Here is a 24,769-nt window from a genome sequence, read left to right on the forward strand (position 1 = left end):
CCTGGGCAGGCGTTTGCCCACAGGGGCCGGGGGCAGACGCAGCACAGTGCTTCGGACCGGAGGCACGCCCGTGGGACACCGCCTCGCCGCGGCCCCGGCAGCCCTCTCCGGAGGCCGCTCCGCGCTCCCACGGTGACCGGCCGACACCGAGCACCTTCAAGGGAGTTGCTACGCCCATGCGAAACCGAGCAAGCGCGAGGCACCACCCGCACGACGACGCCCCCGACACGGCCGACGCCTTCCGCAGGCTCGCCGAGCTGCCCGCGGGCCCCCGACGCGACGCGCTCCGTCAGCAGATCGTCGAGGCCTGGCTGCCCATGGCCGACCGCCTCGCCGGGCGCTTCCGCAACCGCGGCGAGAGCGCCGAGGACCTGCGCCAGGTCGCCGCCCTCGGCCTGGTCAAGGCCGTCGACCGCTACGACCCCGAACGCGGCAACGCCTTCGAGAGCTACGCCGTCCCCACCGTCACCGGGGAGATCAAACGGCACTTCCGCGACCACATGTGGACGCTGCACGTGCCGCGGCGCGTCCAGGAGCTGCGCAACCGGGTCCGCTTCGCCTCTCAGGACCTGTCCCAGACCGTCTCCGGGCGCCGTCCCACCGTCGCGGAGATCGCCGAACGCGCCCAGCTCGGCGAGGAGGAGGTGCGCGAGGGGCTGGAGGCGCTGGAGAGCTTCACCGCGCTGTCCCTCGACGCGGAGCTGCGGGGCGGCGAGGACGGTTACTCCCTGAGCGACGCCCTCGGCTCGCCCGACCCCGCGCTCGACACCGTCGTCGACCGGGAGGCCGTACGGGCGCGGCTCGCCGCGCTGCCGGAACGCGAGCGGGCGATTCTCTACATGCGTTTCTTCGGGGACATGACGCAGAGTCGGATCGCCGAGCAGCTGGGGATCTCGCAGATGCACGTCTCCCGGCTGATCAGCCGTTGCTGCAACCGGTTGCGGGAAGAGGTCCTCGAAGACGCTGGGTAAGGGCTGCCGTTCGTTTCCCTTCGTCCCCGGTGGGCGGGTCACCCGGACGGGTGCGGCCGTCCCGCCAATGGACCGTGGCCACGGGCGCCGGCGGGCGGGTCGGGCTGTGATGGCCGTGGGGCACGGACATGTGCCCCGCAGCCGTCGGCCGAAGGAGCCGTCCCATGCGCCGCACCGCCCGTCTCCTGTCCGTCGCCGCCCTGGCCGGTGCCGTGCTGGCCGGCGTCGCCCCGGCCGCGTCCGCGGACCCGGCGGTGGAGGTCAGCCCTGCCACGGCCGCTGCGGGAGGCAGCGTCACCGTCACCGTCACCTGCGACCCCCTGGGCGCGCCTGCCCCACAGACCATCGACGCCGCCTCGGACGCCTTCGAGGAGGGCACCGTCAAGCTCACCCTGGAGCCCGGCGGCGACGAGCTGACCGGCCCCGCCTACCGGGGCACCGCCCGCATCGCCCCGGCCGCGGACCTCGACGTACCGGCCGCCGCCGACGCCGCCGACGCCGCCGACGCCGCCGACGCGGCCGACGCCGCCGACGCGGCCGACGCGGCCGACGCGGCCGACGCGGCCGACGCGGACTCCGCCTGGACCGTCGACGGCACCTGTCCGGCACCCCCCGGCGGGGAGGGCGGCCCGTGGAGCGCCACCTACGACGTCCCCCGCGCGGGCGGCGGCGCGGGACCGGGCGCCCCGAGCGCTCCCCCTGCCCCGAGCTGCGCACCGGCGCACCCCACGGCCTGCGCCACGCCCCAGCCGTGCACGCCCGGCCACACCGCCTCCTGCCCCACCCACCCCGCGCCCCAGCCGTGCCCGACCTCCCGCACCACGGCCCCGCACGGCACCGCCCCGCACGGCACCGCCCCGCACGGCACCGGCTGCCCCGGCGCGGCCGTCCAGCACGGTGTACGCGCCGGGACCGGCGGCACCTTCACCGACTCCGTCCCCGCCCTGGTCGTCGGCGGGCTGCTGATCGCCGGCGCGGTCGGCGCCGCCGCCCACCGGCTGCGCCGCCGCGACCGTACGGCGGGCCTCTGACCGCGCCCGGCCCGCGCTGTGACCGGCGCGACCCCGGCCCGCGGCCATGGGGCGACGGCACACGGGGTACTCGTCACCCCAGGGCCCGCCCGGCCCCGGACGCCCCGTCACGCACCACCCGGCACGCGGACCAAGTCCCGCCGCAGCACGGCGGGTCCGGCGGCCGGCGGCGGCACAGGGCAGGCAGCAGGAACCGACGGCGCGGAGGACGGGGAGGACGGCATGCGGGGCACCGGACCGGAAGGACACGGCCCCGTCCGCTACGGGCCGGCGCTGCCCGCGGACGGCCTGCCCGTGCTGCCCGAACTCGCCGCCGTCCTGGCCGCGGCAGCCGAACGCGCCGACGGCGAACCCGTCGGCGGCGGCCGGGCCCTCCTGGACGCCGCCTGCGGCTACTGGGAACGGCGCGGCACCCCCACCGGACCCGACCGGGTCGTGGCCGGACCCGGCGCCCCCGCCCTGCTGCTCGCGCTGACCGCCGCCCTCGGCGGCGACGTCCTGGTGCCGCGGCCCTGCGCGGCCTGGTGGGCGCCCTACGCGCGGCTGTTGGGCAGGCCCGTCTTCCATGTGCCCACGCCCGCCGAGTGCGGCGGCGTCCCCGACCCCTACGCCCTCCTGGAGACCGTCCGCCGGGTCCGCGCCGAGGGCGGCGACCCACGGCTGCTGGTGCTGTCCGTCGCCGACGACCCCACCGCCACCGTCGCCCCGCCCGAGCTGCTGCACGAGGCCGTGGAGGCCGCCGCGGGCGAGGGACTGCACCTGATCAGCGACGAGACCTGGCGCGACACCCTGCACGCCCCGCAGGACACGGTCCTGGTCGGGCCCGCCGAGATGCTCCCCGACCGGGTCACCGTCGTCAGCGACCTCGCGGGCGCCCTGCTTCCCTCCGGCTGGCCCGCCGCCGTCGCCCGCCTCCCGGACACCGTCACCGGGGACGACCTCCACGCGCGCGTGCTCGACGTCCTCACCGCGCTCGACGCACGCGTGGCCGCCCCCGTCGCCGCGGCCGCCGCCTTCGCCCTGACCGAACCCGAGCCCGTCACCGCGCGCGTGGAGACCGCCGTAGGCCTGCACGCGCGCGTGGCCGCCGCCGCGCACACCGCCGTCGTCGCCGCGGGCGGTCTCGCGCTGCCGCCGCGCGCCGGCCGGCACCTGTACGCCGACCTCGGGCCGCTGCGCGAGGCGCTGGCCGCGCGGGGCGTCGGCGACGCACAGGACCTCGAGGACCTCCTCACCGCCCGGCTCGGCATGCCCGTGCCGGGCGGCCACCGCTTCGGCGACGACCTGGGGGCGCTGCGCGTACGGCTCTCCACGGGCATGCTGCTGGACGGCACGGACGCGCAGCGCACGGAATGCCTGATGTCGCCCACCCCGTTGGAACTGCCACACGTGCGACGCGCGTTGATCCACCTGAGGTCGGTCCTCGACGACCTCCGTGACGACGCTCAGCGACGGGAGCCTCCTCGATGACGCAGCAGTCCGAGTCGACCACCCCCACGCCCCTGCGAGACACCGGCATCCCGCCGGTCGTCTCCCCCGTGACCTCCCCCGTCCCGCCCCTCGCCGAGCCCCGCCCGCTGGGCGAACAACGGGCGTGGCCGCGTACCTTCCACGACCGGCTGACCGCCCCGCTGCCCGGCCTCAAGGCCTTCGCCCGCTTCGCCCGCGAAGGCGCCGTACGGCCCGGAAGAGAAGGCCTCGCCGACGTTCCGCGGCTGCCCTTCGAGCCCCGCCCGCTGCCCCGTGTCGACGCCCGCACCGTCGCCGTCACCTGGGCGGGCCACGCCAGTTGGGTGGTGCGCGTCGGCGGCCTGACCGTGCTGACCGACCCGGTCTGGTCCCGCCGCATCATCGGCACCCCGGCCCGCATCACCCCTGTCGGCGTCCCCTGGGAGACACTGCCGCCCGTCGACGCCGTCGTCATCAGCCACAACCACTACGACCACCTCGACGCCCCCACCCTGCGCCGACTCCCGCGCGACACTCCGGTGTTCGCGCCGGCCGGGCTCGGCCGCTGGTTCCGGCGCCGCCGGTTCACCCGGGTCACCGAGCTGGACTGGTGGGAGGCGGCCGAACTGTCCGGCGTCCGCTTCGACTTCGTACCGGCCCACCACTGGTCCAAGCGCAGCCTCACCGACACCTGCCGCTCCCTGTGGGGCGGCTGGATCCTCACCGACCCCGACGGACAGCGCGTCTACTTCGCGGGCGACACCGGCTACGGCCACTGGTTCTCCCGCATCGGACAGCGCCACCCCGGAATCGACCTGGCGCTGCTGCCGATCGGCGCCTACGACCCGCGCTGGTGGCTCAGTGACGTCCACTGCGACCCGGAGGAGGCGGTACGGGCGGCCCGCGAGGTGGGGGCACGCCGGATGGCCCCCATGCACTGGGGCACGTTCGTCCTGTCCGCCGAGCCCGTCCTCGAACCCCTGACACGCGTGAGGGCCGCCTGGCAGAAGGCGGGCCTGGCCCGCGAGGACCTGTGGGACATGCCGGTGGGGGGTTCGCGGGTGTTGTAGGACTGCGCACGGCCCGGGGGGCGTCTCAGGGGGCGCGCCCCCTGCCGGCCGCGGCCGGCGACTCTCACCCGGCCGGCCGCTCCCGCAGCCGGCGCCACAGTCCCGGCACCACGCTGATGACCAGCGTCAGCGCCACCGCCGCGAGGACGCCCTGCCACGGCTCCGGGAACAGCGAGCCGCCGAGGATCCCGATCAGCTGGTAGGTCACCGCCCACGCCAGACAGGCCGGCAGGTTTCCCCGTACGAACCGGCGCAGCGGCCAGTCGGCCATCAGGCACGCCAGCATGACCGGGATGCGGCCCGCGGGGACCAGCCGGGACAGCACCAGGACCGCCGTACCGTGGTCGGCGAGCTTCTCCTGGGCCCCCGCGAGGCGCTCCTCGGGCGCCCGCGACCGGATCGCCGCCAGCCAGCGCGAGCCGTTCCTCGACCGCATCCCGCGCCGGCCCAGCCAGTACAGCGCCGCGTCCCCGCAGAACGCGGCCAGCGACGCCGTCACGAACACCAGCGCCAGCGCGAAGGGCGCCGTCTGGTGGAAGGCGACCACGGCCGCCGAACTCACCAGCGCCCCCGTGGGCACGACCGGCACCAGCGCGCCGATCAGCACCAACAGGAACAACGACGGGTAGCCGAGCGCCTGTTGCGTGGACTCCGCCGGTGCGACCGTCGTGACGACGGCCAGCGTCATCATCGCGCGACCTCGGGGCGCACGCTCTCCCCGTGCGCGAGCCGGTGCACCATCACGTCTGGTGCGCGCTCCGCCGCCAGGCGCACGAACTCCTCGCCCGGCGCATGGAATTCATGGGGGCGCACGGCGTCCATGCCGATCGGCCAGTACGTGCCGTAGTGCACCGGAACCGCACTGCGCGGCGCCAGCCGGGCCAGCGCCTCCGCGGCCCGCCCCGCGTCCAGGTGCCCCTCCCCGAGGTACGGCCCCCAGCCGCCCACCGGCAGCAGCGCCACGTCGACCCGCCCGACCTCCTCGGCCATCGACTCGAACAGGCCGGTGTCCCCGGCGAAGTACGTCCGCGCCTCGCCCTGCACGACATAGCCGAGCGCGGGGGAGTGGTGCCGGCCGACCGGCAGCCGCCGCCCGTCGTGCCGGGCGGGAACGGCCCGTACCCGCAGGTCGCCGACGGTCGTCTCGTCGCCCGGCGCCATCTCGGTCAGCCGCAGATGCGCGAGGCGCCGCAGGCCCGGGACGGCGCGCGGCGCACCGCGGGGCACCAGCAGGCGCGTGCCCGGCGCGAGGCGCGCCAGCGAGGGAATGTGCAGATGATCGGAGTGCAGATGCGACACCAGCGCCAGGTCCGCGCGCCAGGCGTCCGGCGTGGGCAACGCCCCCCGGCGCCGCCGCAGATGCGCCAGCCGGCGGGCGAACAGGGGATCGGTCAGCACGCGGACGTCCGAATCCGTGATCGTGCAGGTGGCGTGACCCCACCAGGTGATCTCCACCGGCACCTCTTTGCCCCCTTCGCGCGACTCCCCCGAAGCCTACGGGCAGGAGTAGGGTCGGCGGCGAAACCCGGAGGTGAGGGGGACGCCATGGGACCGGTGCGGGTCACGGCGATCGCGAGTCTGACGCCGCTGGAGGAACTGGACGCCGATCCCTTCCTGGTGGACTCCCGCAGCCAGCACGCGATGTGCGCGCGGTGGGCCGCGGAACGGGGTTACGTCGTCAGCCGGGAGCTGCTGGTCCGCGGGCTGCGGTCGGACCACTGCGTGCTCTGGGACGGCGTCAGACCCGGCGTCGACCTCTTCGTCGCGCCCAGCCGGCGGGTCCTGGAGAGTGCCCTGTCGTCCGTGGAGGAGTTCGCCGAGGAGTGCGCGCGGCGGGGGGTGCGGGTGGAGACGGTGGGCGTCGCCGAACCCGCCTACGACGCGCAGATGAAGGCGCGGGTGCATCGCAGGCTGTCCATGCCGACGGCGGGGTACGACGGACGATGACCGTGTCGGCCGCGGTGCCGTCGCACCTCCTCGGGGAGCTGCCGCAGCTCCCCGGATCCGGCCGGCCCCGTCCCTCCGTATGACAGGGTGGACAGGCAGAGGTCCGCATCGACGACGGGCCGGGACGTGAGGTGTACGGGGCGTGGGTGAGGGGCGTTGGCGGCGGGCCGTCAGTCAGGCCGGGCGGAGCGTCGCGGTGTGGGGTGTGTCCACGGTCACGATGCTGGTGCTCGCGGGCATCCTGCCGGACTTCCGGCTCCAGTCGCCCGACGGGGACAGCGCCACCACGATCGCCGTCACCGCGGCCGCCGGGGCCGGTGTCTTCGGTGTGCTGTCGGCGCTGGCCTGGCCGCTGCTGGTCCGGCTGCTGCTGCTCGTGCCGGCGCTCGTCCTGGGCCTGCTCGTGTTCTTCCTCAACGGCTCGCTCCTGCTGCTCGCCCTGCGGCTGAACCCGTCCGGGCAGAGCGAGGCCGCCCCCGAGACCGCCGTCATCGTCGCCGCCGTGATGTCCGCCGTCGCCTCCGCGACCGGCGGCGCCCTGGCCGTCCGTGACGACGACGCCTACCGGCGCCGCCTGTACCGGCTCGCCGACCGCCGCCGAAGAGGCGGCCCGGCCTGCCCCGCCACCCACGGCACCGTCTTCGTCCAGCTCGACGGCGTCGGCCACGACGTGCTGGCCGCGGCCGTCGGGAAGGGGCTGATGCCGACCGTCGCCAGGTGGCTGGGCGCCCGGCCGGACACGGCGGCCCGCCCCACCCACCGCCTCACCCCCTGGCGCACCGACTGGTCCAGCCAGACCGGGGCCAGCCAGCTCGGCATCCTGCACGGCAGCAACTTCGACGTGCCCGCGTTCCGCTGGTACGAGAAGGACAGCCGGGAGGTGATGGTCTGCAACCGTCCGACCAGCGCCGCCGAACTCCAGCGCCGGGCGGTGGAACGGACCGGCGACGACGGGCTGCTCTCCGCCGACGGCGCCAGCCGCGGCAACCTCTTCGGCGGCGGCGCCGGCGAACAGGCCCTCGTCCTCTCCATCGCCGTGGGCCGCCGTAGCAGCGCGACCCGCTCCCGGGCCGGCTACTTCGCGTACTTCTCCGACCCGGCGAACGCCGTCCGCACCGCCCTGTCCTTCGTCGCGGAGGCGGGCCGGGAGATCGGGCAGTCCACCCGCGCCCGGCTGCGCAAGCAGCGCCCGCGGGTGGCCCGCGGCGGTCTGTACCCGTTCATCCGCGCGTTCGCGACCGTCGTCGAGCGGGACGTCGTCGTCGCCGCGGTGACGGGCGACATGCTCGCCGGCCGCAGCGCCGTCTACGCCGACCTGGTCGCCTACGACGAGGTGGCGCACCACTCCGGGCCGCTCGGCCGCGACACCGAGCAGGTCCTCGCCCGCCTCGACCGCTCCCTGGCGCTCATCGAGAACGTCGCCGAGCACGCCCCGCGGCCGTACCGCATCGTCGTCCTGTCCGACCACGGGCAGAGCCCCGGCGAGACCTTCCGCGCCCGCTACGGCCTGACCCTCGGCGACCTGGTCCGGGCCGGCTGCGGGCTGCCCGTGCCGCGCCGGGCGCGCCGCACCCACAGCGGCGCCGAGGCCCGCGCGGCCGTCCGCGCCGCGCTGCGCAGACCCGTCGAGGAGGGCGGCGAACAGCACCGCCCGTCCCGCCGCTCGGAGCCGATCGTGCTCGCCTCCGGCAACCTCGGCCTGGTCTCCTTCCCCGACGTGCCGCACCGGATGAGCAAGGAGGAGATCGACGCCCGCCACCCCGCGCTGCTCACCACGCTCGCCAACCACCCCGGCATCGGCTTCCTCCTCGTCCGCAGCGAGGAGCACGGCGGGGTCGTCCTCGGCGCGTACGGCGCGCAGATCCCCGTCGACCGGCTCGACGAGGAACCCGGTCCGCTGGCCGGCTTCGGCCCGGGAGCCGCCGAGGCCGTGCGCCGCACGCACTCCTTCCCGCACACCGCCGACATCATGGTCAACTCCTTCCACGACCCCGCCGACGGAGAGGTCCTCGCCTTCGAGGAGCAGATCGGCTCCCACGGCGGCCTCGGCGGCGCCCAGTCGAAACCGTTCCTGCTGTCCCCCCTCGCCCTGTCCCCGCCGACCTCGGACGGCGGGGACCTGATCGGCGCCGAGCAGGTCCACCACGTACTGCGCCGCTGGCTGGGCGAGGCGGCCGGGCCACGGGTCCCGTCGGAGAGGGCGTCGGAGGAGCGGGCCGCCTGAAAAATCGGCTGCGACGACAGATCCGTACGCACACACTGTTCGTGAATCGCGCACTCGCGCGCCCGCTCGGACACCCAGGAGTCGCTGCGTGCAGGCAGCCGTCACCGTCACGCCCTCCCGCATCCCCGAACTGCTGCTCGGCCTCGCCACCGTGCGGCCCGTGTTCCTCTGGGGTGCCCCCGGCATCGGAAAGTCCTCCCTGGTGCGGGACTTCGCCGAGTCCCTGGGGCTGGAGTGCGTGAGCCTGCTCGGCACCCAGCTCGCGCCCGAGGACCTGATCGGCGTGCCACAGATCCGGGACGGGCGCTCGGTGTTCTGCCCGCCGGAGGCGATCGCCCGCGACGAGCCGTACTGCCTGTTCCTGGACGAGCTGAACGCGGCCGGCCCCGACGTGCAGAAGGCGTTCTACTCGCTGATCCTGGACCGCCGCATCGGGAACTACGAGCTGCCGAAGGGCTCCATCGTCATCGGCGCGGGCAACCGGGCCACCGACAACGCCCTCGCCCGCCCCATCGCCTCCGCGCTGGTCAACCGCCTCACCCACGTCCACCTGGAGGCCTCCGCCAAGGACTGGCTGATCTGGGCGGCGGACAACGGCATCCATCCGTGGGTCCTGGACCACCTCACCGACCGGCCCGACCACCTGTGGTCCAAGCCGCCGAAGACCGAGGAGCCGTTCTCCACGCCCCGCTCCTGGCACATGCTCTCCGACGCGCTGCACTCCTTCGGCCGGGACCTCGACGAGGACACCCTGAAGGTCCTCGCGCACGGCACGCTGACCCCCGCGCACGCCACCGCCTTCTGCGGCTACGTCAAGATCGTCCGCAGCCGGTACGGCATCGAGGCCGTCATCAAGGGCGACGCCCCCTGGCCGCACCGCATCGAGGACCGTGACCTGCTCTACTACCTCGCCGAGTCCTTCCGCGGCCGGCTGGTGAAGGAACTGCCCGCCGTCAAGGAGCACATGCCGGCGAGCGGCCGGCAGACCGCCCACCGCGCCAAGTCGCTGCTCGTGCAGCTCGCCGAGATATCCGTCGAGGTCGCCCAGACCGTCATCGCCTCGGACGCCGACGGCAACCCGGTGCTGCCCGCCTGGTTCCTGGTGGAGGCGGCCCGGGACATGCCCCGGCTGGTGGAGGCGCGGCGATGAGCCGCGGTGGCCGCGGCAGGAAGAAGCGGGACCTTGCGGGGGAGGCGTTCGCCGAGGGGATGCGGCTGGTGCGCGCCAATCCGGCCCTGGCCGCTGTCGACTTCTCCGTCTGCCGCGACCCGGACTGCACCCTCGCGCCGCGGGACGGGCTCCTCGCCGTCCACTCCAGCGGCCAGGTCCACGCACACCCCGACCGGCTCGCCGAACCCGCCCTGTGGGCCTGGTCGCTGGCCCACGCCGCCCTTCACCTCGGCTTCGGGCACCTGCCGATCGCCCGGGGCGAACGCGTCCAGCCCGACCGCCACCAGCTCGCCGCACGCTGCGCGGTCGTCAACCGCTTCCTGCTCACGTTCCCCATCGGCCGCGCTCCCGAGGATCTGCCGCCGACGTACCCGGACGGCGACGAGGAACAGCTCGCCGACCGCTGGCGCCGCACCGGGGTCCCACCCGCCTACGAACGCTGCGGGACGGCGGGCGGGGAGCCCGACCAGGTGCTCCTGACGTGGGAGGGCCTGGGCAGCCCCCGTGACTGGCAGCTGGCCTTCGCCACCGCCCTCACCCGGACCGTGTCCGCCGCGATGGACATGGCCGGCGGCCGCCGCGACTCCCTCGACGCAGAGGCGCCCGGCCAGCGCCCCTGGGAACGGGCGCTGGCCTGGTTCATCACCTCCTACCCGCTGCTGGGCGGCATCGCGGCCGGCATCAAGCTCGTCGCCGACGCCGAACTGGCCCGCGCCCACGGCATCTCCGTCGCCGCCGTGAACGCCGAGGCGGGCGAGATCTACGTCAACCCGCTGCGGACGTTCGAGGACGAGGAATGGCGGTTCGTCCTCGCCCACGAGATGCTGCACGCCGCCCTGCGCCACGGCGACCGCTGCGGCACCCGCGACCCGTACCTCTTCAACGTCGCCTGCGACTACGTCATCAACGGCTGGCTGCGCGAGATGCAGGTCGGCACCATGCCCGAAGGCCTGCTGTACGACCGGGCCCTGGAGGGCCTGTCCGCGGAGGAGGTCTACGACCGGATCGCGGGCGACCTGCGCCGCATGCGCCGCCTGTCCACGCTCCGCGGCAAGGGCGTCGGCGACATCCTCGGCGCCCCGCTCGGCCCGCCCGGCCACTACGTCGACCTCGACGGCTTCTACCGGCGCGGCCTGGCCCAGGGCCTGGACCTGCACGAGCGTCAGGAACGCGGTTACCTCCCCGGCGGCCTGGTCGAGGACATCCGCGCCCTCAGCCACCCGCCCCTGCCCTGGGACGCCCGACTCGCCCGCTGGTTCGACGAGTTCGTGCCCCGCCCCGAGCCGGTGCGCTCCTACGCCCGGCCCTCCCGCCGTCAGTCCTCCACCCCCGACATCCCCCGCGCGGGCCGGTACTTCCCGCCCGAGGAGATCGCCCGGTGCACCTTCGGCGTCGTCCTGGACACCTCCGGCTCGATGGACCGCACCCTCCTCGGCAAGGCGCTCGGCGCCATCGCCTCCTACGCCGAGGCCCGCGACGTACCCGCCGCACGGGTCGTGTTCTGCGACGCGGCTCCGCACGACGCGGGCTACGTGCCGGTCACCGAGATCGCCGGCCGGATCCGTGTGCACGGCCGCGGCGGCACGGTCCTCCAGCCCGGCATCGACCTCCTGCAGCGGGCGGACGACTTCCCTCGCGGCGCGCCGGTCCTCGTCATCACCGACGGCTGGTGCGACGTCCTGCGGGTCCGGCGCGAGCACGCGTACCTCGTCCCGCAGGGCCGTCACCTGCCGTTCACCCCTCGGGGGCCGGTCTTCCGGGTGCGGTGAGCGCGAGTGTGATCGGATGGGCCCGTCAAACCCGTCCTACGGGAAAACCATGCGAAAGGAAGAACCGTGGCCACCACGCGCTCCGCACACACCGTCTGGGAAGGCAGCCTGATCGAGGGGAACGGGGTCGTCACCTTCGACTCCTCCGGTGCCATCGACGAGCAGCCCGTGACGTGGGCCGCCCGCACCCAGGAGGCGAACGGAAAGACCAGCCCGGAGGAGCTGATCGCCGCCGCCCACTCCAGCTGCTTCTCCATGGCGTTCTCGCACGCCCTGGCCGGTGCCGGCAACCCGCCCACCAAGCTGGTCACCTCGGCGGACGTCACCTTCCAGCCGGGCGAGGGCATCACGGGCATCCACCTCACCGTGGAGGGCACCGTGCCGGGCCTCGACAACGACGCGTTCGTCGCCGCTGCCGAGGAGGCCAAGGTCAACTGCCCGGTCTCGCAGGCCCTGAAGGCCGTACCGATCACCCTGTCCGCCAAGCTGGCCTGAGCCGCCGGACGCCCGGCCGGTCGCGCTCCCCGCACGACCGGCCGGGTCCCGGGATTCGCCCCCGGTCCGGACTCCGGCGCGTCCACGAGGAAGACGCATGACCCGACCCGCCGTCTCCGCCCACCGCGGCGGCAGCGAACACCGTACGGCCGCCACCCTCGAGGCCTACGAGGACGCGCTCGCCTCGGGCGCCGAGTACGCCGAGTTCGACATCCGGCGCACCGCCGACGGAGTGTTCGTCGTCCACCACGATCCGCGCGCCGGGCACTCCGGACCGCCGCTGTCCCGGATCACGTACGCCGAACTGTGTGCGCGCACCGGATTCGCCGTGCCCCTCGTCGAGGAGGTCATGGCGCTGGTCGCGGGAAAGCTGATCGGGCATCTGGACCTGAAGGAGACCGGCCACGAGCGGGAGACGACCGACCTCGCGGTGGCGCTGCTCGGCCGGGACGGGTTCGTCGCCACGACGCTGGAGGACCGTTCCGTCGCCGAGATCACCCGCGCCTTCCCCGGCGTGCGCACCGCGCTGTCGCTGGGGCGCGACCGCCGGGAGGTCGCGACGGCCCGGCTGGCCGGGACCCGCGCGAGCGAGCTGTTCCCGATGCGGCGCCTGCGGGCCTGCGGGGCGCACGGCGTCGCCGTCCATCAGCGGCTCGCGCGCGCCACCGTACTGCGCGCGGCGGCCCGGCAGGGCCTGTTCACGCTGGTGTGGACGGTCAACGACGACGCCGGACTGCGGACCTTCCTGGCCGATCCCCGGGTGGACGTACTGGTCACGGACCGGCCGTGGCACGCGGTGCGGCTGCGCGGCGAACCGCGCCGGGACCTGCCGGTGGGCGGCCCGTCCCGGTGAATCCGGAACCCGGCAGGGCCGCCACCCGCCACCCGCGGCCCTCAGACCAGCCCGGCCAGGCTCCCGATCACCGACTGCGCCCACTCCTGAGCCCCGATCGCCGTGCCGGCCGCGACGCCGGTGGCGACGGGGGCCAGGGCGCCCTTGAGGCCGTTCACCGCGCGGCGGAGCCGGCCCTGCTCGGGCGGCTGCGGGCCGGTGATCTCCGCCAGGACCTCCTGGGCCGCGGCCTCGGCGTCCTCGCGGTCCCGGTCGGTGAGACCGGCCTCGGGCAACTGCCGCAGCAGGTCGGTCACCAGTGCCGCGAGGGCCTCGAAGCCGGGGGCGACCGCGGTGTTGTTCTGCTGGTTCTGCGTGACGGACTGGTTGTTCCACGCCAACTGGGCGCCGGAGACGGGGTCGTTGAACACCGGGCCGTGGTAGTTGTGCACCTGCCGCCCGTCGCCGGTGGGGCCGCTCGTGGGGCCGGTCGTGGGGTCGCTCATGGGGTGGCTCCGTCCTGGTCGTCGTGTTCCCGGGTGGTCCGCCGGACGACCTGTGGGGTGGCTTGCGGGGTGGCCGGCTGGATGATCTGCTGCGTGACCTCGTCGTTGTTCCACGCCAGGTGCACCCCGTGCACGGCCGCGTTGAAGACCGGGCCGTGGTAGTGGTGGTTGACGATCTGTACCGGCGGCGGCGCCGGTTCGGGGACCCGTTCGACGACCGGCCGTGACGTGTGCAGCGACACCAGGTCGACGCGGCCGTTGTGCTGCACGCCCATCCCCCGGGTGCCGGTCACGGAGCAGTTCACCAGCCGGCCGCCGCCCGACTCGTCGAAGGTGACCCCGGCGGCCGCGCAGTCGTCGAACCGGCTGTCGGCGACATCCACGTACGCCGACTCGGTGCCGCACAGGCCGAACGCCTCCGAGCCGGTGACGGTCAGGTTGCGGGCGACGAGTCTCGCCCTGCCGAACGCGACGGCCCCGCCGGCCCGCGTCGCCGAGACCTCGCAGTCCTCGACCCGCAGGAACGCCCCCTCGCCGACGCCGAAGCCCAGCAGTCCGCGTTCGGCCGAGACGCGGGTGAGGGTGACCCGGGCCTCGCCGGTGACCGCCACGGCGGCCATGTCGAAGCCGGCGATCCGCACGTCGGTGAGCTGGGCCGTCGTACCGCCGTTGCCGCGCACCTCCAGGCCCGCCGGGCAGCGTTCGACACGGGTCCGCTCGAACACCGCCCTGGATTCGTCGAAGACGCGCAGGGCGGTGCCCGCCACGTCCTCGACGACGACGCCCGCGAAGTGTCCCCGGGCCTTGTCGACGACGGCGACCCCGACGTTGCCGCCCGTGACCCGGCAGCCGTTCACCCGCGGAGCGCCGCCGGTGGTGGAGAACACGGAGACGCTGCCCGCGTTCAGGACCTCGCAGTTCTCGAAGGTGCCCCGGCCCGTCGTCTGCACGTTGATGCCGGTGTCGCGGCAGTCGGCGAACACGCAGTCGCGCACCACCGGGTCGGCGCCGCTCGCCACCCCGATCCCGTGTTCGGCGTCGGAGACGCGCAGGCCCTGTACCAGGCCGCGCGACTGCTCGATGAACATGACCGCCTCCGCGTGCACGGAGTCCACCCGGCAGGCCGCCATGGTCAGTTCGGCCCGGGTGTCGGCCATGACGGCCGCCTTCTCGGTGCCGGTGAGCGCACATCCGACGAGTTCGCCCCACGCGTCGCTGACCCGGACCCCGTGGATCCGGCTGCCCTCGAACCGGCTGTCCCGGACCGAGACGCGGGCCCCCTCGATCACCGCGAGCGCGTTGTCGGCGGCATCGTGGAAACCGCACCGCTCGATGTTTCCGGCGGCCCCGGCGAACAGGGTCCGGCCGTAGCGGAACGCACTGTCCGTCAGCGTCACCAGGGTTCCCCGCCGGGCGTGCACACAGACCCCGCCGTGCGCGCGCACCTCCGTGTGCTCCAACGCCAGGGTTCCCCCGAGGCAGTCGACGGCATCCGCCTCGCGGCCGACCAGGAGGAGCCCGCGGACCCGGACCGTGCCGAAGGCGTCGAGGGCGGTGCCCTGCGGCGGGCTCACCACGACCGAGCCGGGTGCGCCCAGGCCGGTCAGCTGCACCTCGCCGCGGACGGTGAGGGATTCCTCGTAGTGGCCGGGCCGGATCTCGATCAGGGCCGGGCCGTGCCGCTCGGCGGCGGCGCGCAGCGCGGACGAGATGTCGGGGTGCGCACGACGACCGCCGTGCGGTGCGACCACGTACCTCCTGACCATGCCCGCCTTCCCCCGCAGCGCCCTGGAAGTGTCCTGATCCGCGGCGGCCGATGCTACCGGAGGGGTCGGTGTCCCGGCGGGGTCATGGGTTCACGGCTCGGTGTACACGGTCGGCAGTGTGGCGCATACGGCATTCAGGACGGACGCATACGGTGTGCCGTATCCGGTGAGCCGGGTGCGCAGCCGCTCCAGTCCCGCGCGGTGGCCGGTGAGCAGGCCGGTGTCGCCGGTGCGGGCGGCGAACTCCAGGACCGAGGGCAGGAAGTCGGGCAGTTCCTCGCCGGTGAACTCCAGCCCGTGCCGCCGGTAGAGGTCCGCGAAGCGGGCCGGTGACATGCCGTCCCGCCGGGCGCCCTCGTCGTACCACCGGCTCAGGTGCAGGCTGCGCCGGTCCCCGGAGTCGAAGACCCGCACGTAGTGCCCGGCCAGCTCCGGCCGCGGCGTCACCGCCGCGTGATCGGTGAACTCCCGCAGCGGCGGGGCCGCTTCACGCACCAGGGGCAGCCGCGCGTACAGATCGTCGTCGGGGTACGTCAGGCAGAGCGCGGCCGCCTGGTACAGCACGGCGTCCGAGGGCATCACGCCTCCTTCACGGGGCGCCCGAGCGGCCGAGCCGGAGCCGCGCCCGGCTCGGCGGGCTGCGCTCCGGTGGGCCGCGGTCCGGTGGGCGGCGGTCCGGTGGGCCGCGGTGCCGCGGGCGGTGTCCGGGTCTCGGTCACGGGGCGCTCCCTTGCTCGCCCCTGTCCCGAACCTAGGGGCGGGCGCGGGAGCGCACCCGTTCACGGCGCCCGTACGGGTCACCCGGGGCCGACGTGCAGCGCTTCGGGCCCCGGCATCCGGCATCCGGCACCCGGAGCCCGGAGCCCGGAGCCCGGCATCCGGCACCCGGAGCCCGGCACCCGGAGCCCGGCATCCGGCACCCGGAGCCCGGCACCCGGAGCCCGGCACCCGACGCCTGGGCCCCGGCACCCGGCGTCTCAGGGCTTGCGGGCCACTCCCGCGTACACCGGCACGATGCCCTCCGCCTGGAGGGCCACGTCCTCCGGGTCGGGCCGCCAGCCGGAGACCGGGATAACGCCCGGACCCAGCAGCTCCAGTCCCTCGAAGAAGCGGGAGAACTCGGTCAGCGAGCGGGGGTGGAAGGGCGTGCCGCTGCGCCGGAAGTGGTTCGCCGCGTTCTCGATCGCCTCCGGGTTCAGGTCGGGGGTGACCTGGGAGAGGATCAGGTGGCTGCCGGGCGCGAGCGCGTCGACGTACCGCTTCAGCAGCCCGTACACGTCGTCGCCCGCCGGGTCCTCGCCCAGGTAGTGGGTGAGCGCGACCAGTGACAGCGCCACCGGCCGGTCGAGGTCCAGGCAGTCGGCCGCGCGGCGCAGCAGGGTGTCCACGTCACGGACATCGGCGTGCACGTACTCGGTGGCACCCTCGTCCGAGCCGTGCAGCAGCGCCTGCGCGTGCCGCAGCACGATCGGGTCGTTGTCGGCGTAGACGATTCTCGACTCGGGGGCGACGGTCTGCGCCACCTGGTGCAGATTGGGCTCGGTGGGGATGCCCGTGCCGATGTCCAGGAACTGGCGGACGCCCGTCTCGGCGACGGTGCGCACGGCCCGCTGCATGAACCGGCGGTTGGCGCGCGCCCCGCGCAGCACCGTGCCGTCCACGGCGAGGATCCTGCGGGCCAGTTCCTCGTCCACGGGGTAGTTGTCCTTGCCGCCCAGCCACCAGTCGTAGACCCGGGCCGGATGCGGCCTGCTGGTGTCGATGCGGACGGCGGCCTCGGACTCGGATCCGGTCATGCGCGGTCTTCTCCTGGTGAGTGGGACGAGCGGGACGAGTGGGACGGCTGGGAACAGTCGGAGGCGGTCAGAACTCCGCGCGGACGTCCCGCAGGAGTTTCAGGGTGTGCTGGGCCGACGCGGCGTGCGTCGTCATGTGGTCGAGGACCTCCAGATGCGCGGAGACCTCCCTGCGCGAGTCCAGGTACAGGGCGCCGGACAGGTACTCGGTGACGACCATGTCGGGCAGTTCGGGCTCGGCGAAACGGAACAGCGAGAACGGCGCGGACGTCCCCGGGTGCGGGCCGCTCGCGAACTCCGCGACCTGGAGGGTGATCCGGTCGCGCTCGGCCAACTCCAGGAGCTTGTCGACCTGTTCGTACATGACGTCGGCGTCGACGCTGACCGGCCGGCGCAGTACCGTTTCGTCCAGGACGGCCCACAGATGGGGCGGGTTGGGCCCCTCGAGCAGTTGTTGCCGGGCCAGTCGCAGCGACACGTGCCGCTCGATCGCCTCCGGGCTCGTCACGCCGACCGTCCCGGCCTCCAGCACGGCACGCGCGTACCGCTCCGTCTGCAACAGCCCCGGAACGAAGTGGGGTTCGTAGGAGCGGATGAGGCGGGCCGCGCCCTCCAGGCTGACGTACAGGCTGAACCATTCCGGCAGGACGTCGTGGAACCGCTGCCACCAGCCGGGCCGGTTCGCCTCCTCGGCGAGCGTGACGAAGGTGCCGGTCTCCTCCTCGGACACCCCGTAGCTCTCCAGCAGCACCTGCACATACGGGATCTTCAGGGAGACCTCGGCCGTCTCCATGCGCCGTACGGTCGCCGGGGCCACCCGCAGCGCGCGGGCCGCCTGCTCGCGGCTGAGACCCGCCGCCTCGCGCAACTCCTGCAGCCGCCTGCCGAGCACCACCTGGCCCACCGTGGGCGCGGGCCGCCGCTCACTCACGCCCCGTCTCCCCTACGTGTCGGAACACGCCGGTCAGTGTGTCATGTTCCGGCTGTGCGGCGACAGGGACGACGGGGAGGGATGCGGGGGGGCCCGCGCGGTGCATTACCTCACGGGTAATCGACGGCGGCCCGCGCGGACGGGATCGTGGGGGCAACGGGTTCCGGGGCGGCGCACTCCGCTCCGGAACCCGGTCCCACCAGACCGGACCCGACCTCGACGGAGGGTGATTCGTCATGTCCGCAACCCAGCCCGCCACGCTCACCGCGCTCGCTCGCACCGCCGAGCCGCACAGCGCCCTGCGCCGTTTCCTCGCCCTCGACGCCGCGGTGACCGGAGCGAACGGCGTCGCCTACCTCGCGGCGGCGGGTCCGCTCGGCCGCCTCCTCGGCGTCGACTCCGCGCTGCTGCTCGAACTCGGCCTGATCCTCACGGTGTACGCCGCCGCGGTCGGACTTCTCGCCTCGCGCGCCCGTCCGGCCGCACTGCCCGTGAAGGCGGTTGTCGAGATCAACCTCGCCTGGTCGGCGCTGAGTCTCGTCGCCCTGGCGCTGTGGCTGTCGCCGACCGCGACGGGAGCGGTGTGGACCGTGCTCCAGGCGGTGACGGTGGCCGGGTTCGCGGTGCTCCAGCACCTGGCCCTGCAAGCGCGCAAGACCTGACCGTCGATCAGCCCATCAGCGAGTGCAGGTACTTGACCGTCGCCGGGTCGGCCGGGAGCAGTGTCTCGATGGCCAGCTCGGCGACCGTCACGTCCATCGGTGTGTTGAACGTGGAGATCGACGAGATGAACGACAGTGTCCGCCCCTCGTGCTCGATCAGCATCGGCAGCGCGAAGTACGGTACGGGCTCGCCGGGTTCGGTATCGGAAGCCGTTTCCGGAACCGGATACGCGGCGACCTCCTCGTACAGGGCGCGCAGCGGGGCGGAGCGGTGGAGGGCGATCTGCCGTTCCATCTGGGCGAGCAGATGCCCGCGCCACTCGGGCAGGTTGCGGATGCGCGGCGCGAGGCCCTCCGGGTGCAGCGTCAGCCGCATCGCGTTCAGCGGCGGCGCCAGCAGCGACTCCGGGAGGCCGTCCATCAGCATGGTGATCCCTCGGTTGGCCGCCAGCACGTTGTACGTCGCGTCGACGACCAGCGCCGGATACGGCTCGTAGCCCTGGATCAGGCGTTCCATGCCGGCGCGCAGCGCGTCCAGCGCCGGATCGTCCAGCGGGGTCTCGCGGTAGCGGGGGGCGTAACCGGCCGCCACCAGCAGGGTGTTGCGCTCGCGCACGGGCACGTCGAGGTGCTCGGCCAGCCGCAGCAGCAACTCCTCGCTGGGCCGGGAGCGGCCTGTCTCGACGAAGCTGATGTGCCGGGCCGAGGAGTCCGCGCGCAGCGCCAGTTCCAGCTGGCTGACGCGGCGCCGCTCCCGCCAGGCCCGCAGCAGGGGGCCGACGCCCCGGTCGGCCGGGGCGGCGGCGGAGCCCGGGGTGCCGGTCGCGAGAAGGGTCATACGGTCGACCGTAGCCGAGAGGCGGGCGGGCGTCGTACGCCCCCGGTGCCTCGCGCGCCGGTGGGCCCGGGGGTTCCCGACCCGGACCGGCGGGAACCCTTGTGGCCAGGGCCGCCGCGGTCCTCCTGTGGCAGGCTGGACGGGTACCGGACACCCACCCCCGAAGGAAGGGAGCCAGGTCATGGCCGTGGCACCGCTGACGCAGAAGGAGATCGACGACCGGCTCGCCGAGCTGCCGGGCTGGTCCCACGACGCCGGCCGCCTCACCCGCTCCTACCGCCTCGCCTCCCACTTCGCCGCGACCGCCCTGGTCATCCACATCGCCCAGGTGCAGGAGGAGCTGAACCACCACTCCGAGCTGACCCTCGGCCACCACACGGTGTCCCTCGCGGTGAACACCCACAGCGTGGGCGACGCCGTCACCGACCTCGACTTCGAGCTGGCCCGCCGGGTGCAGGACCTGGCCCCGGCGCACGGGGCGCGGTGACACGCACGGCGGACGGGACGGGGGGCCCAGGTGCTGGACTACGACGAGGAAGCCGGACGCTACGACGCCGCGCGCGGAGGCGAACCCCGGGCGGCGGCCGCCGCGGAGGCCGTCCTGGCCCTCCTGCCGGACGGCACGCGCGGACTGCTCGACGTCGCCTGCGGCACCGGCATCGTCACCCGCAGACTCGCCGCCGGACGCGACGGACTACGGGTGACCGGCGTCGACCTCGCCGCGGCGATGGTCCGGCAGGCCGCCGTACGTCTGCCGGGTGCCGTCGTACGCGCCGACAGTCGCCGACTCCCTTTCCGGGAGGGCGAGTTCGACGCCGTCAGCAGTGTGTGGCTGCTGCACCTCGCCGCCTCCGACGCGGACGTGCGGGCGATCGTCGCCGAGTGCGCGCGGGTGCTGCGGCCCGGCGGCGTGTACGTCACCACCGTCGACAAGGCCGCCTCGCACAACGTGGGCAGTGACATCGACGCCGTCCTCGCCTCCCGCCCGCCCAGCGCGGCCCGGGACGCGGCGGCGCTCGTCGAGTCGTACGCCGTCGGCCGCGGCCTCGTCCCCGCGGGGCAGGGCCGCTTTCCCGGCCGGGGTCAGGGCCGCAGCCCGCGCCGCACCGTCGCCGACCTGCGGCGCGGCTGGTTCGTCGCGCTGCCGCCGGGCGAGCCGATCGCGGAGGCGTTCGCCGCGCGCCTGGCCGCGCTGCCGGACCAGGACCGGCCCCGCCCCGACCCCTGGTTCACCCTGAGGGCGTACCGGAAGCCGGGGGGAGCACCGGCGGACGTGTGAAGTCCATGATCCAGTTGGTCACCCAGGTGTCCCCGCCGTCGGCCGAGAACGCCTGCTCCCAGCGGGCCGCCGTCGCCGACACCCCCGACCACACGAACCTGACGCGCACCTCCTTGCCGATGGGGAGGGTGTCATCGCCGTGGAACTCGCCCCGGTCGCCCGTGAATCGGCCGACGACGGGCGGGAACAGCCGGCCGGTGCCGCTGGACGACCAGTGCAGCGACCACTGCCGCGTCGACGGCTCGAACAGCCGCAGGGTCAGCCCCTTGTACCCGAGGTGCGGCATGTCGATCTCGTCGATGTTCGCGGCGCCGTCGAACAGCGGCCGGCAGTGGCTGGTGCTCGTGAACTCCGGCTCCCAGGCGCTGCCGGGGTCGAGGAAGTCGGTGCGGCGGCGGTGGCTGCCCCGCCACGCGCCGTGGAGGAAGTCGAAGTCGTGGGCGGTGCTCATGCGCGGTCTCCCGTGGTTCCTGCGGGCAGCGAGTCGGTCAGATAGGCGTCCAGGTCCGGCACTTCGGGCGCGAGCAGGTGCCGTACCCACGCGTCCCGCTCGTGCAGGAGGGGCGGCAGCTCCCAGACGCAGCCGATCCACGGCCGGTGCGTCGCGACGAAGTGCGCCGGGTCGCGGTCCGGGCAGCCGAGCACCGGCTGACCCGCCGCCGCGCCCCGGAAGTGCAGGACGTTGTCCCACACCCAGCTGTAGGCGTTGAGGTAGGCGCCGTCGTCGCCGCCCCGGTGCAGCACGACGAACGTGGCCGGCGGTGTACCGTCCGGCTCCGGCAGCAGCTCCGGCAGGATCGCGTACGCCGCCCGTTCCACGTCGGGCGCGATGCCCGCCGGGTCGCCGGTGACGTGGTAGCGCTTGACGCTCCGCCCCGCCACCTCGATCGGCGGGTGCACGGTCAGCAGTTTCTCGGTGAAGGCCATGGCGTGACGTTAGGGGCGCTCCACTGACATCCTGTGTCAGTGAAGTCCAGCCGACTCGTCTCGATCCTGCTGCTGCTCCAGACCCGTGGCCGGATGACCGCCGCCCAGCTCGCGGCGGAGCTGGAGGTGTCGGTGCGCACGGTCTACCGGGACGTCGAGGCGCTGGGTGCGGCGGGGGTCCCGCTGTACGGCGACGCGGGGCACGCGGGCGGATACCGGCTCCTCGACGGGTACCGCACCCGGCTGACCGGCCTCACCACCGAGGAGGCGGAGGCGCTGTTCCTGGCGGGCGTGCCCGGCCCCGCCGCGCAGCTCGGCCTCGGCGCGGTGCTGGCCGCCGCCCAGCTGAAGGTGCGGGCGGCCCTGCCGGCGGAGCTGCGGGAGCACGCCGACCGGATCAGCGGGCGCTTCCATCTGGACGCGCCGGGCTGGTACGCGCAGGCGGAGGAGGCGCCGTATCTGTCGGCGGTCGCCGACGCGGTGTGGAACAACCGTGTACTGGATATCGCATACCGTCGCTGGCGTACACCCACCGACGTGGACCGCCGGCTGGAGCCGTACGGCCTCGTCCTCAAGGCGGGCCGCTGGTACGTCGTCGCCGGTCCCGGCCCGCGGACGTTCCGCGTCGACCAGATCCTCGGGCTCACCGCCTCCGGGGAGCGGTTCGTCCGCCCGGAGGACTTCGACCTTTCCGCCTACTGGACGGCGTACCAGCGCGACTTCCACGAGCGGCTGTACACCGCCGAGGCGGTGGTGCGGCTGGCGCCGGACGTGAGCCTGGCGCGCGCGACCCCCATGGGGGAGGGCACGGGAAAGGCCGCGGGCGCCGACGGCTGGACCGTGGTCACCGTCCCCATCGAGTCCGTGGAGCGGGCGCACGACGAGTTCCTGCGGCTCGGCGCCGACGCGGAGGTGCTCGGCCCGCCCGAGCTGCGGGCGCGCCTCGCCCGGACGGTGACCGCGCTCGCCGAGCGCTACCGCGCCACCCCCGGCGATCCGCACGGCGATCCCGGCAACCCCCGGCCCGTCGGCGGCAACTGAGAGAGCGGAACCCGTCCGCCCTCCCGGGAGGTACGTCACGTGCAGCACCCGCACCCGCACCCGCAAACGCCCGCGCCCGCGCCCGCGCAGAACCATCCGGGTCCGCCCGCGCACCGCAGACGACGCCGGACCGCCGGCCTCGCCGCCACGATCGCGGTGACCGCGCTCGTCGGCGCCGGACTCACCACGCTCGCCACGGACAGCGCCGAAGCCGCCACCGCCCGCCAGGTCGAGAAGCTCGACCGGGGAGTCGTCAGCGTGTACACCGGCAGCGGCAACCTGGTCAGCTGGCGCTGGCTCGGCACCGACCCGAACGACGTGTCCTTCAACGTCTACCGGGCCGGTGCGTTGGTCAACTCGACCCCGGTCACCGGCTCCACGAACTTCTTCCACGCCGGCGCCCCGGCCCAGGCCGACTACACGGTCCGCGCGGTCGTCGGTGGTGTGGAACAGGCCGACTCCGTCCACGCGGTCCAACTCCGCACCGGCTACAAGGACGTGCCGATCACCCCGCCCGCCGGCGGCACCACCCCCGACGGCGTGGCCTACACCTACGAGGCGAACGACGCCTCCGTCGGCGACCTCGACGGCGACGGCGCGCTCGAGTTCGTCCTCAAGTGGTCCCCGACCAACGCCAAGGACAACTCGCAGTCCGGCTACACCGGCAACACCGTCGTCGACGCCGTCAAGCTCGACGGAACCCGCCTGTGGCGCGTCGACCTGGGCCGCAACATCCGCTCCGGCGCCCACTACACGCAGTTCCAGGTGTACGACTACGACGGCGACGGCAAGGCCGAGGTCGCCATGAAGACGGCCGACGGCACCAGGGACGGAACCGGTGCGGTCATCGGCAGCTCCAGCGCCGACCACCGCAACTCCAGCGGCTACGTGCTGTCCGGCCCCGAGTTCCTCACCATGTTCAACGGCCAGACCGGCAAGGCGATGGGCACGGTCGACTACGTACCGGCCCGCGGCACCGTCTCGTCCTGGGGCGACTCCTACGGCAACCGCGTCGACCGCTTCCTCGCCGGCACCGCGTACCTGGACGGCGCCCGCCCGTCGCTCGTCATGGCGCGCGGGTACTACACCCGTACGGTGATCGCGGCCTGGGACTGGCGGGGCGGCGCCTTCACCCGCCGCTGGACCTTCGACACCAGCTCCTCCACCAACTCCGGGAAGGGCTACGACGGTCAGGGCAACCACTCCCTGTCGGTCGCCGACGTCGACGCCGACGGCAAGGACGAGATCGTGTACGGCGCGATGACCGTCGACGACAACGGCAACGGCCTGTGGACGACCAAGCTCGGTCACGGCGACGCGGGCCACCTCGGTGACCTGGTCCCCTCCCGGTCCGGACTGGAGTACTTCAAGGTCTCCGAGGACACCAGCAAGCCGGGCTCCTGGATGGCGGACGCGCGCACCGGCCAGATCCTCTGGCAGACGGCGTCCGGCGCGGACAACGGCCGTGGCGTCGCCGCCGACATCTACGCCGGCAGCGCGGGCGCCGAGGCCTGGTCCGCCTCCGACACCACCCTGCGCTCGGCGACCGGCGCCTCCCTCGGCCGTGAGCCGTCCAGCATCAACTTCGTCAACTGGTGGGACGGCGACCCCGTGCGCGAACTCCTCGACGGCACCCGCATCGACAAGTACGGAACCTCCGGCGACACCCGTCTGCTGACCGCCTCCGGGGTCCACTCCAACAACGGCACCAAGTCCACCCCGGCCCTGTCCGGGGACATCCTCGGCGACTGGCGCGAGGAGGTCGTCTGGCCGACCTCGAACAACACGGCCCTGCGGATCTACTCCACGCCGGTCGAGACCGGCACGAAGATCACCACCCTGCTGCACGACACCCAGTACCGCACGGCCCTCGCCTGGCAGAACACCGCCTACAACCAGCCGCCCCACCCGAGCTTCTTCATCGGCAACGGCATGGCGACGGCACCCCGGCCCACGGTCTACACGCCCTGACCCGGTAGAGCGCGAAGGGCGGGGGGCGCCCGCCGGCCGCCCCCCCCGCCAGGCCGCGATGGGGGGGGGGGGGTGGGCGGGGCGCCGTCCGAG

Annotated in this window: 25 protein-coding genes; 15 read left to right on the forward strand and 10 right to left on the reverse strand. The window is 74.3% G+C overall.

Annotated elements, in window-relative coordinates; all coding sequences use genetic code 11:
- Positions 1-176 precede the first annotated feature (176 nt).
- The 4 genes from ACFWJX_RS02400 to ACFWJX_RS02415 all read left to right on the forward strand — a co-directional run bounded on the left by ACFWJX_RS02400 (position 177) and on the right by ACFWJX_RS02415 (position 4,521).
- Complete coding sequence (locus ACFWJX_RS02400) at positions 177-971, forward strand: RNA polymerase sigma factor SigF (protein ID WP_383235564.1); 795 nt, start codon at positions 177-179, stop codon at positions 969-971.
- 164 nt (positions 972-1,135) lie between these two features.
- A complete protein-coding gene (locus ACFWJX_RS02405) occupies positions 1,136-2,002 on the forward strand; it encodes a hypothetical protein (protein ID WP_383235567.1) in 867 nt (288 codons plus the stop codon).
- Positions 2,003-2,224: 222 nt separating this feature from the next.
- Positions 2,225-3,472 (forward strand): aminotransferase class I/II-fold pyridoxal phosphate-dependent enzyme, encoded by a 1,248-nt coding sequence (locus ACFWJX_RS02410; protein ID WP_383235569.1) that lies wholly within the window; start codon positions 2,225-2,227, stop codon positions 3,470-3,472.
- The gene (locus tag ACFWJX_RS02415) at positions 3,469-4,521 is read left to right on the forward strand and encodes an MBL fold metallo-hydrolase (RefSeq protein ID WP_383235572.1); all 1,053 of its coding nucleotides are present in this window, start codon (positions 3,469-3,471) and stop codon (positions 4,519-4,521) included. Before ACFWJX_RS02410 ends, ACFWJX_RS02415 begins: the two co-directional genes overlap by 4 nt.
- Before the next feature lie 64 nt (positions 4,522-4,585).
- Here ACFWJX_RS02415 and ACFWJX_RS02420 read toward each other — a convergent pair whose 3' ends face one another.
- Positions 4,586-5,209 (reverse strand): DedA family protein, encoded by a 624-nt coding sequence (locus ACFWJX_RS02420; protein WP_383235932.1) that lies wholly within the window; start codon positions 5,207-5,209, stop codon positions 4,586-4,588.
- Complete coding sequence (locus ACFWJX_RS02425) at positions 5,209-5,982, reverse strand: MBL fold metallo-hydrolase (protein WP_383235575.1); 774 nt, start codon at positions 5,980-5,982, stop codon at positions 5,209-5,211. The genes ACFWJX_RS02420 and ACFWJX_RS02425 overlap by 1 nt, the downstream gene beginning before the upstream one ends.
- An 84-nt stretch (positions 5,983-6,066) precedes the next feature.
- Between ACFWJX_RS02425 and ACFWJX_RS02430 the strand changes: the two genes are divergently transcribed.
- The 6 genes from ACFWJX_RS02430 to ACFWJX_RS02455 all read left to right on the forward strand — a co-directional run bounded on the left by ACFWJX_RS02430 (position 6,067) and on the right by ACFWJX_RS02455 (position 12,980).
- Entirely contained in the window at positions 6,067-6,468 is a 402-nt protein-coding gene (locus ACFWJX_RS02430) for a hypothetical protein (RefSeq protein WP_073498219.1), read from the forward strand.
- Between the two features lie 196 nt (positions 6,469-6,664).
- Complete coding sequence (locus tag ACFWJX_RS02435) at positions 6,665-8,692, forward strand: phage holin family protein (protein WP_383235935.1); 2,028 nt, start codon at positions 6,665-6,667, stop codon at positions 8,690-8,692.
- Positions 8,693-8,780: 88 nt separating this feature from the next.
- Positions 8,781-9,842, forward strand: a complete 1,062-nt coding sequence (locus ACFWJX_RS02440; RefSeq protein ID WP_383235578.1) for an ATP-binding protein — start codon at positions 8,781-8,783, stop codon at positions 9,840-9,842.
- Positions 9,839-11,632: a hypothetical protein gene (locus ACFWJX_RS02445; RefSeq protein ID WP_383235581.1), complete on the forward strand. Its 1,794-nt coding sequence runs from the start codon at positions 9,839-9,841 to the stop codon at positions 11,630-11,632. The genes ACFWJX_RS02440 and ACFWJX_RS02445 overlap by 4 nt, the downstream gene beginning before the upstream one ends.
- Before the next feature lie 66 nt (positions 11,633-11,698).
- Complete coding sequence (locus ACFWJX_RS02450) at positions 11,699-12,127, forward strand: OsmC family protein (RefSeq protein WP_383235584.1); 429 nt, start codon at positions 11,699-11,701, stop codon at positions 12,125-12,127.
- 97 nt (positions 12,128-12,224) lie between these two features.
- Complete coding sequence (locus tag ACFWJX_RS02455) at positions 12,225-12,980, forward strand: glycerophosphodiester phosphodiesterase family protein (RefSeq protein ID WP_383235587.1); 756 nt, start codon at positions 12,225-12,227, stop codon at positions 12,978-12,980.
- Between the two features lie 41 nt (positions 12,981-13,021).
- Here ACFWJX_RS02455 and ACFWJX_RS02460 read toward each other — a convergent pair whose 3' ends face one another.
- The 5 genes from ACFWJX_RS02460 to ACFWJX_RS02480 all read right to left on the reverse strand — a co-directional run bounded on the left by ACFWJX_RS02460 (position 13,022) and on the right by ACFWJX_RS02480 (position 17,958).
- Complete coding sequence (locus ACFWJX_RS02460; protein ID WP_383235589.1) at positions 13,022-13,465, reverse strand: hypothetical protein; 444 nt, start codon at positions 13,463-13,465, stop codon at positions 13,022-13,024.
- Positions 13,462-15,231 carry a right-handed parallel beta-helix repeat-containing protein gene (locus ACFWJX_RS02465; protein WP_383235591.1) on the reverse strand — a complete coding sequence of 590 codons (1,770 nt, stop codon included), beginning with the start codon at positions 15,229-15,231 and terminating at the stop codon, positions 13,462-13,464. Before ACFWJX_RS02465 ends, ACFWJX_RS02460 begins: the two co-directional genes overlap by 4 nt.
- A gap of 90 nt (positions 15,232-15,321) precedes the next feature.
- On the reverse strand, positions 15,322-15,810 hold the full coding sequence (locus ACFWJX_RS02470) for a nitrate reductase molybdenum cofactor assembly chaperone (RefSeq protein WP_383235594.1): 489 nt from the start codon (positions 15,808-15,810) through the stop codon (positions 15,322-15,324).
- A 398-nt stretch (positions 15,811-16,208) separates the two neighbouring features.
- The gene (locus ACFWJX_RS02475; RefSeq protein ID WP_383235597.1) at positions 16,209-17,027 is read right to left on the reverse strand and encodes an SAM-dependent methyltransferase; all 819 of its coding nucleotides are present in this window, start codon (positions 17,025-17,027) and stop codon (positions 16,209-16,211) included.
- A 67-nt stretch (positions 17,028-17,094) separates the two neighbouring features.
- Positions 17,095-17,958 (reverse strand): helix-turn-helix domain-containing protein, encoded by an 864-nt coding sequence (locus tag ACFWJX_RS02480; RefSeq protein WP_383235599.1) that lies wholly within the window; start codon positions 17,956-17,958, stop codon positions 17,095-17,097.
- Positions 17,959-18,194: 236 nt separating this feature from the next.
- Here ACFWJX_RS02480 and ACFWJX_RS02485 point away from each other — a divergent pair, with 236 nt between their 5' ends.
- Positions 18,195-18,620 (forward strand): hypothetical protein, encoded by a 426-nt coding sequence (locus ACFWJX_RS02485; protein ID WP_383235601.1) that lies wholly within the window; start codon positions 18,195-18,197, stop codon positions 18,618-18,620.
- A gap of 7 nt (positions 18,621-18,627) precedes the next feature.
- Here ACFWJX_RS02485 and ACFWJX_RS02490 read toward each other — a convergent pair whose 3' ends face one another.
- Positions 18,628-19,458, reverse strand: a complete 831-nt coding sequence (locus ACFWJX_RS02490; protein ID WP_383235603.1) for a helix-turn-helix domain-containing protein — start codon at positions 19,456-19,458, stop codon at positions 18,628-18,630.
- A 181-nt stretch (positions 19,459-19,639) separates the two neighbouring features.
- Between ACFWJX_RS02490 and ACFWJX_RS02495 the strand changes: the two genes are divergently transcribed.
- Positions 19,640-19,945: a 4a-hydroxytetrahydrobiopterin dehydratase gene (locus ACFWJX_RS02495; RefSeq protein WP_383235606.1), complete on the forward strand. Its 306-nt coding sequence runs from the start codon at positions 19,640-19,642 to the stop codon at positions 19,943-19,945.
- A gap of 30 nt (positions 19,946-19,975) precedes the next feature.
- Positions 19,976-20,737, forward strand: coding sequence for a class I SAM-dependent methyltransferase (locus ACFWJX_RS02500; protein ID WP_383235609.1), 762 nt, complete (start codon positions 19,976-19,978; stop codon positions 20,735-20,737).
- On the opposite strand, the gene ACFWJX_RS02505 is transcribed toward ACFWJX_RS02500, so the two are convergent.
- Entirely contained in the window at positions 20,688-21,188 is a 501-nt protein-coding gene (locus ACFWJX_RS02505; RefSeq protein ID WP_383235611.1) for a hypothetical protein, read from the reverse strand. The two genes, ACFWJX_RS02500 and ACFWJX_RS02505, sit on opposite strands and share 50 nt — an antisense overlap.
- Entirely contained in the window at positions 21,185-21,664 is a 480-nt protein-coding gene (locus ACFWJX_RS02510; protein ID WP_383235614.1) for a hypothetical protein, read from the reverse strand. Before ACFWJX_RS02510 ends, ACFWJX_RS02505 begins: the two co-directional genes overlap by 4 nt.
- Positions 21,665-21,703: 39 nt before the next feature.
- Between ACFWJX_RS02510 and ACFWJX_RS02515 the strand changes: the two genes are divergently transcribed.
- A complete protein-coding gene (locus tag ACFWJX_RS02515) occupies positions 21,704-22,705 on the forward strand; it encodes a helix-turn-helix transcriptional regulator (RefSeq protein WP_383235615.1) in 1,002 nt (333 codons plus the stop codon).
- A gap of 39 nt (positions 22,706-22,744) precedes the next feature.
- Positions 22,745-24,676 carry a rhamnogalacturonan lyase gene (locus tag ACFWJX_RS02520; protein ID WP_383235618.1) on the forward strand — a complete coding sequence of 644 codons (1,932 nt, stop codon included), beginning with the start codon at positions 22,745-22,747 and terminating at the stop codon, positions 24,674-24,676.
- Positions 24,677-24,769 lie beyond the last annotated feature (93 nt).

The sequence above is a fragment of the Streptomyces sp. NPDC058335 genome (genome assembly GCF_042723915.1).
Classification (GTDB): domain Bacteria; phylum Actinomycetota; class Actinomycetes; order Streptomycetales; family Streptomycetaceae; genus Streptomyces.

What these genes read in the sequence shown, in the direction of transcription:
- ACFWJX_RS02420 (WP_383235932.1), bottom strand. Translation starts at nt 5,209, where the DNA reads ATGACGCTGGCCGTCGTCACGACGGTCGCACCGGCGGAGTCCACGCAA.
- ACFWJX_RS02430 (WP_073498219.1), top strand. Translation starts at nt 6,067, where the DNA reads ATGGGACCGGTGCGGGTCACGGCGATCGCGAGTCTGACGCCGCTGGAG.
- ACFWJX_RS02495 (WP_383235606.1), top strand. Translation starts at nt 19,640, where the DNA reads ATGGCCGTGGCACCGCTGACGCAGAAGGAGATCGACGACCGGCTCGCC.
- ACFWJX_RS02510 (WP_383235614.1), bottom strand. Translation starts at nt 21,664, where the DNA reads ATGGCCTTCACCGAGAAACTGCTGACCGTGCACCCGCCGATCGAGGTG.
- ACFWJX_RS02405 (WP_383235567.1), top strand. Translation starts at nt 1,136, where the DNA reads ATGCGCCGCACCGCCCGTCTCCTGTCCGTCGCCGCCCTGGCCGGTGCC.
- ACFWJX_RS02490 (WP_383235603.1), bottom strand. Translation starts at nt 19,458, where the DNA reads ATGACCCTTCTCGCGACCGGCACCCCGGGCTCCGCCGCCGCCCCGGCC.
- ACFWJX_RS02415 (WP_383235572.1), top strand. Translation starts at nt 3,469, where the DNA reads ATGACGCAGCAGTCCGAGTCGACCACCCCCACGCCCCTGCGAGACACC.
- ACFWJX_RS02475 (WP_383235597.1), bottom strand. Translation starts at nt 17,027, where the DNA reads ATGACCGGATCCGAGTCCGAGGCCGCCGTCCGCATCGACACCAGCAGG.
- ACFWJX_RS02455 (WP_383235587.1), top strand. Translation starts at nt 12,225, where the DNA reads ATGACCCGACCCGCCGTCTCCGCCCACCGCGGCGGCAGCGAACACCGT.
- ACFWJX_RS02410 (WP_383235569.1), top strand. Translation starts at nt 2,225, where the DNA reads ATGCGGGGCACCGGACCGGAAGGACACGGCCCCGTCCGCTACGGGCCG.
- ACFWJX_RS02460 (WP_383235589.1), bottom strand. Translation starts at nt 13,465, where the DNA reads ATGAGCGACCCCACGACCGGCCCCACGAGCGGCCCCACCGGCGACGGG.
- ACFWJX_RS02400 (WP_383235564.1), top strand. Translation starts at nt 177, where the DNA reads ATGCGAAACCGAGCAAGCGCGAGGCACCACCCGCACGACGACGCCCCC.
- ACFWJX_RS02485 (WP_383235601.1), top strand. Translation starts at nt 18,195, where the DNA reads ATGTCCGCAACCCAGCCCGCCACGCTCACCGCGCTCGCTCGCACCGCC.
- ACFWJX_RS02470 (WP_383235594.1), bottom strand. Translation starts at nt 15,810, where the DNA reads ATGCCCTCGGACGCCGTGCTGTACCAGGCGGCCGCGCTCTGCCTGACG.
- ACFWJX_RS02465 (WP_383235591.1), bottom strand. Translation starts at nt 15,231, where the DNA reads ATGGTCAGGAGGTACGTGGTCGCACCGCACGGCGGTCGTCGTGCGCAC.
- ACFWJX_RS02505 (WP_383235611.1), bottom strand. Translation starts at nt 21,188, where the DNA reads ATGAGCACCGCCCACGACTTCGACTTCCTCCACGGCGCGTGGCGGGGC.
- ACFWJX_RS02445 (WP_383235581.1), top strand. Translation starts at nt 9,839, where the DNA reads ATGAGCCGCGGTGGCCGCGGCAGGAAGAAGCGGGACCTTGCGGGGGAG.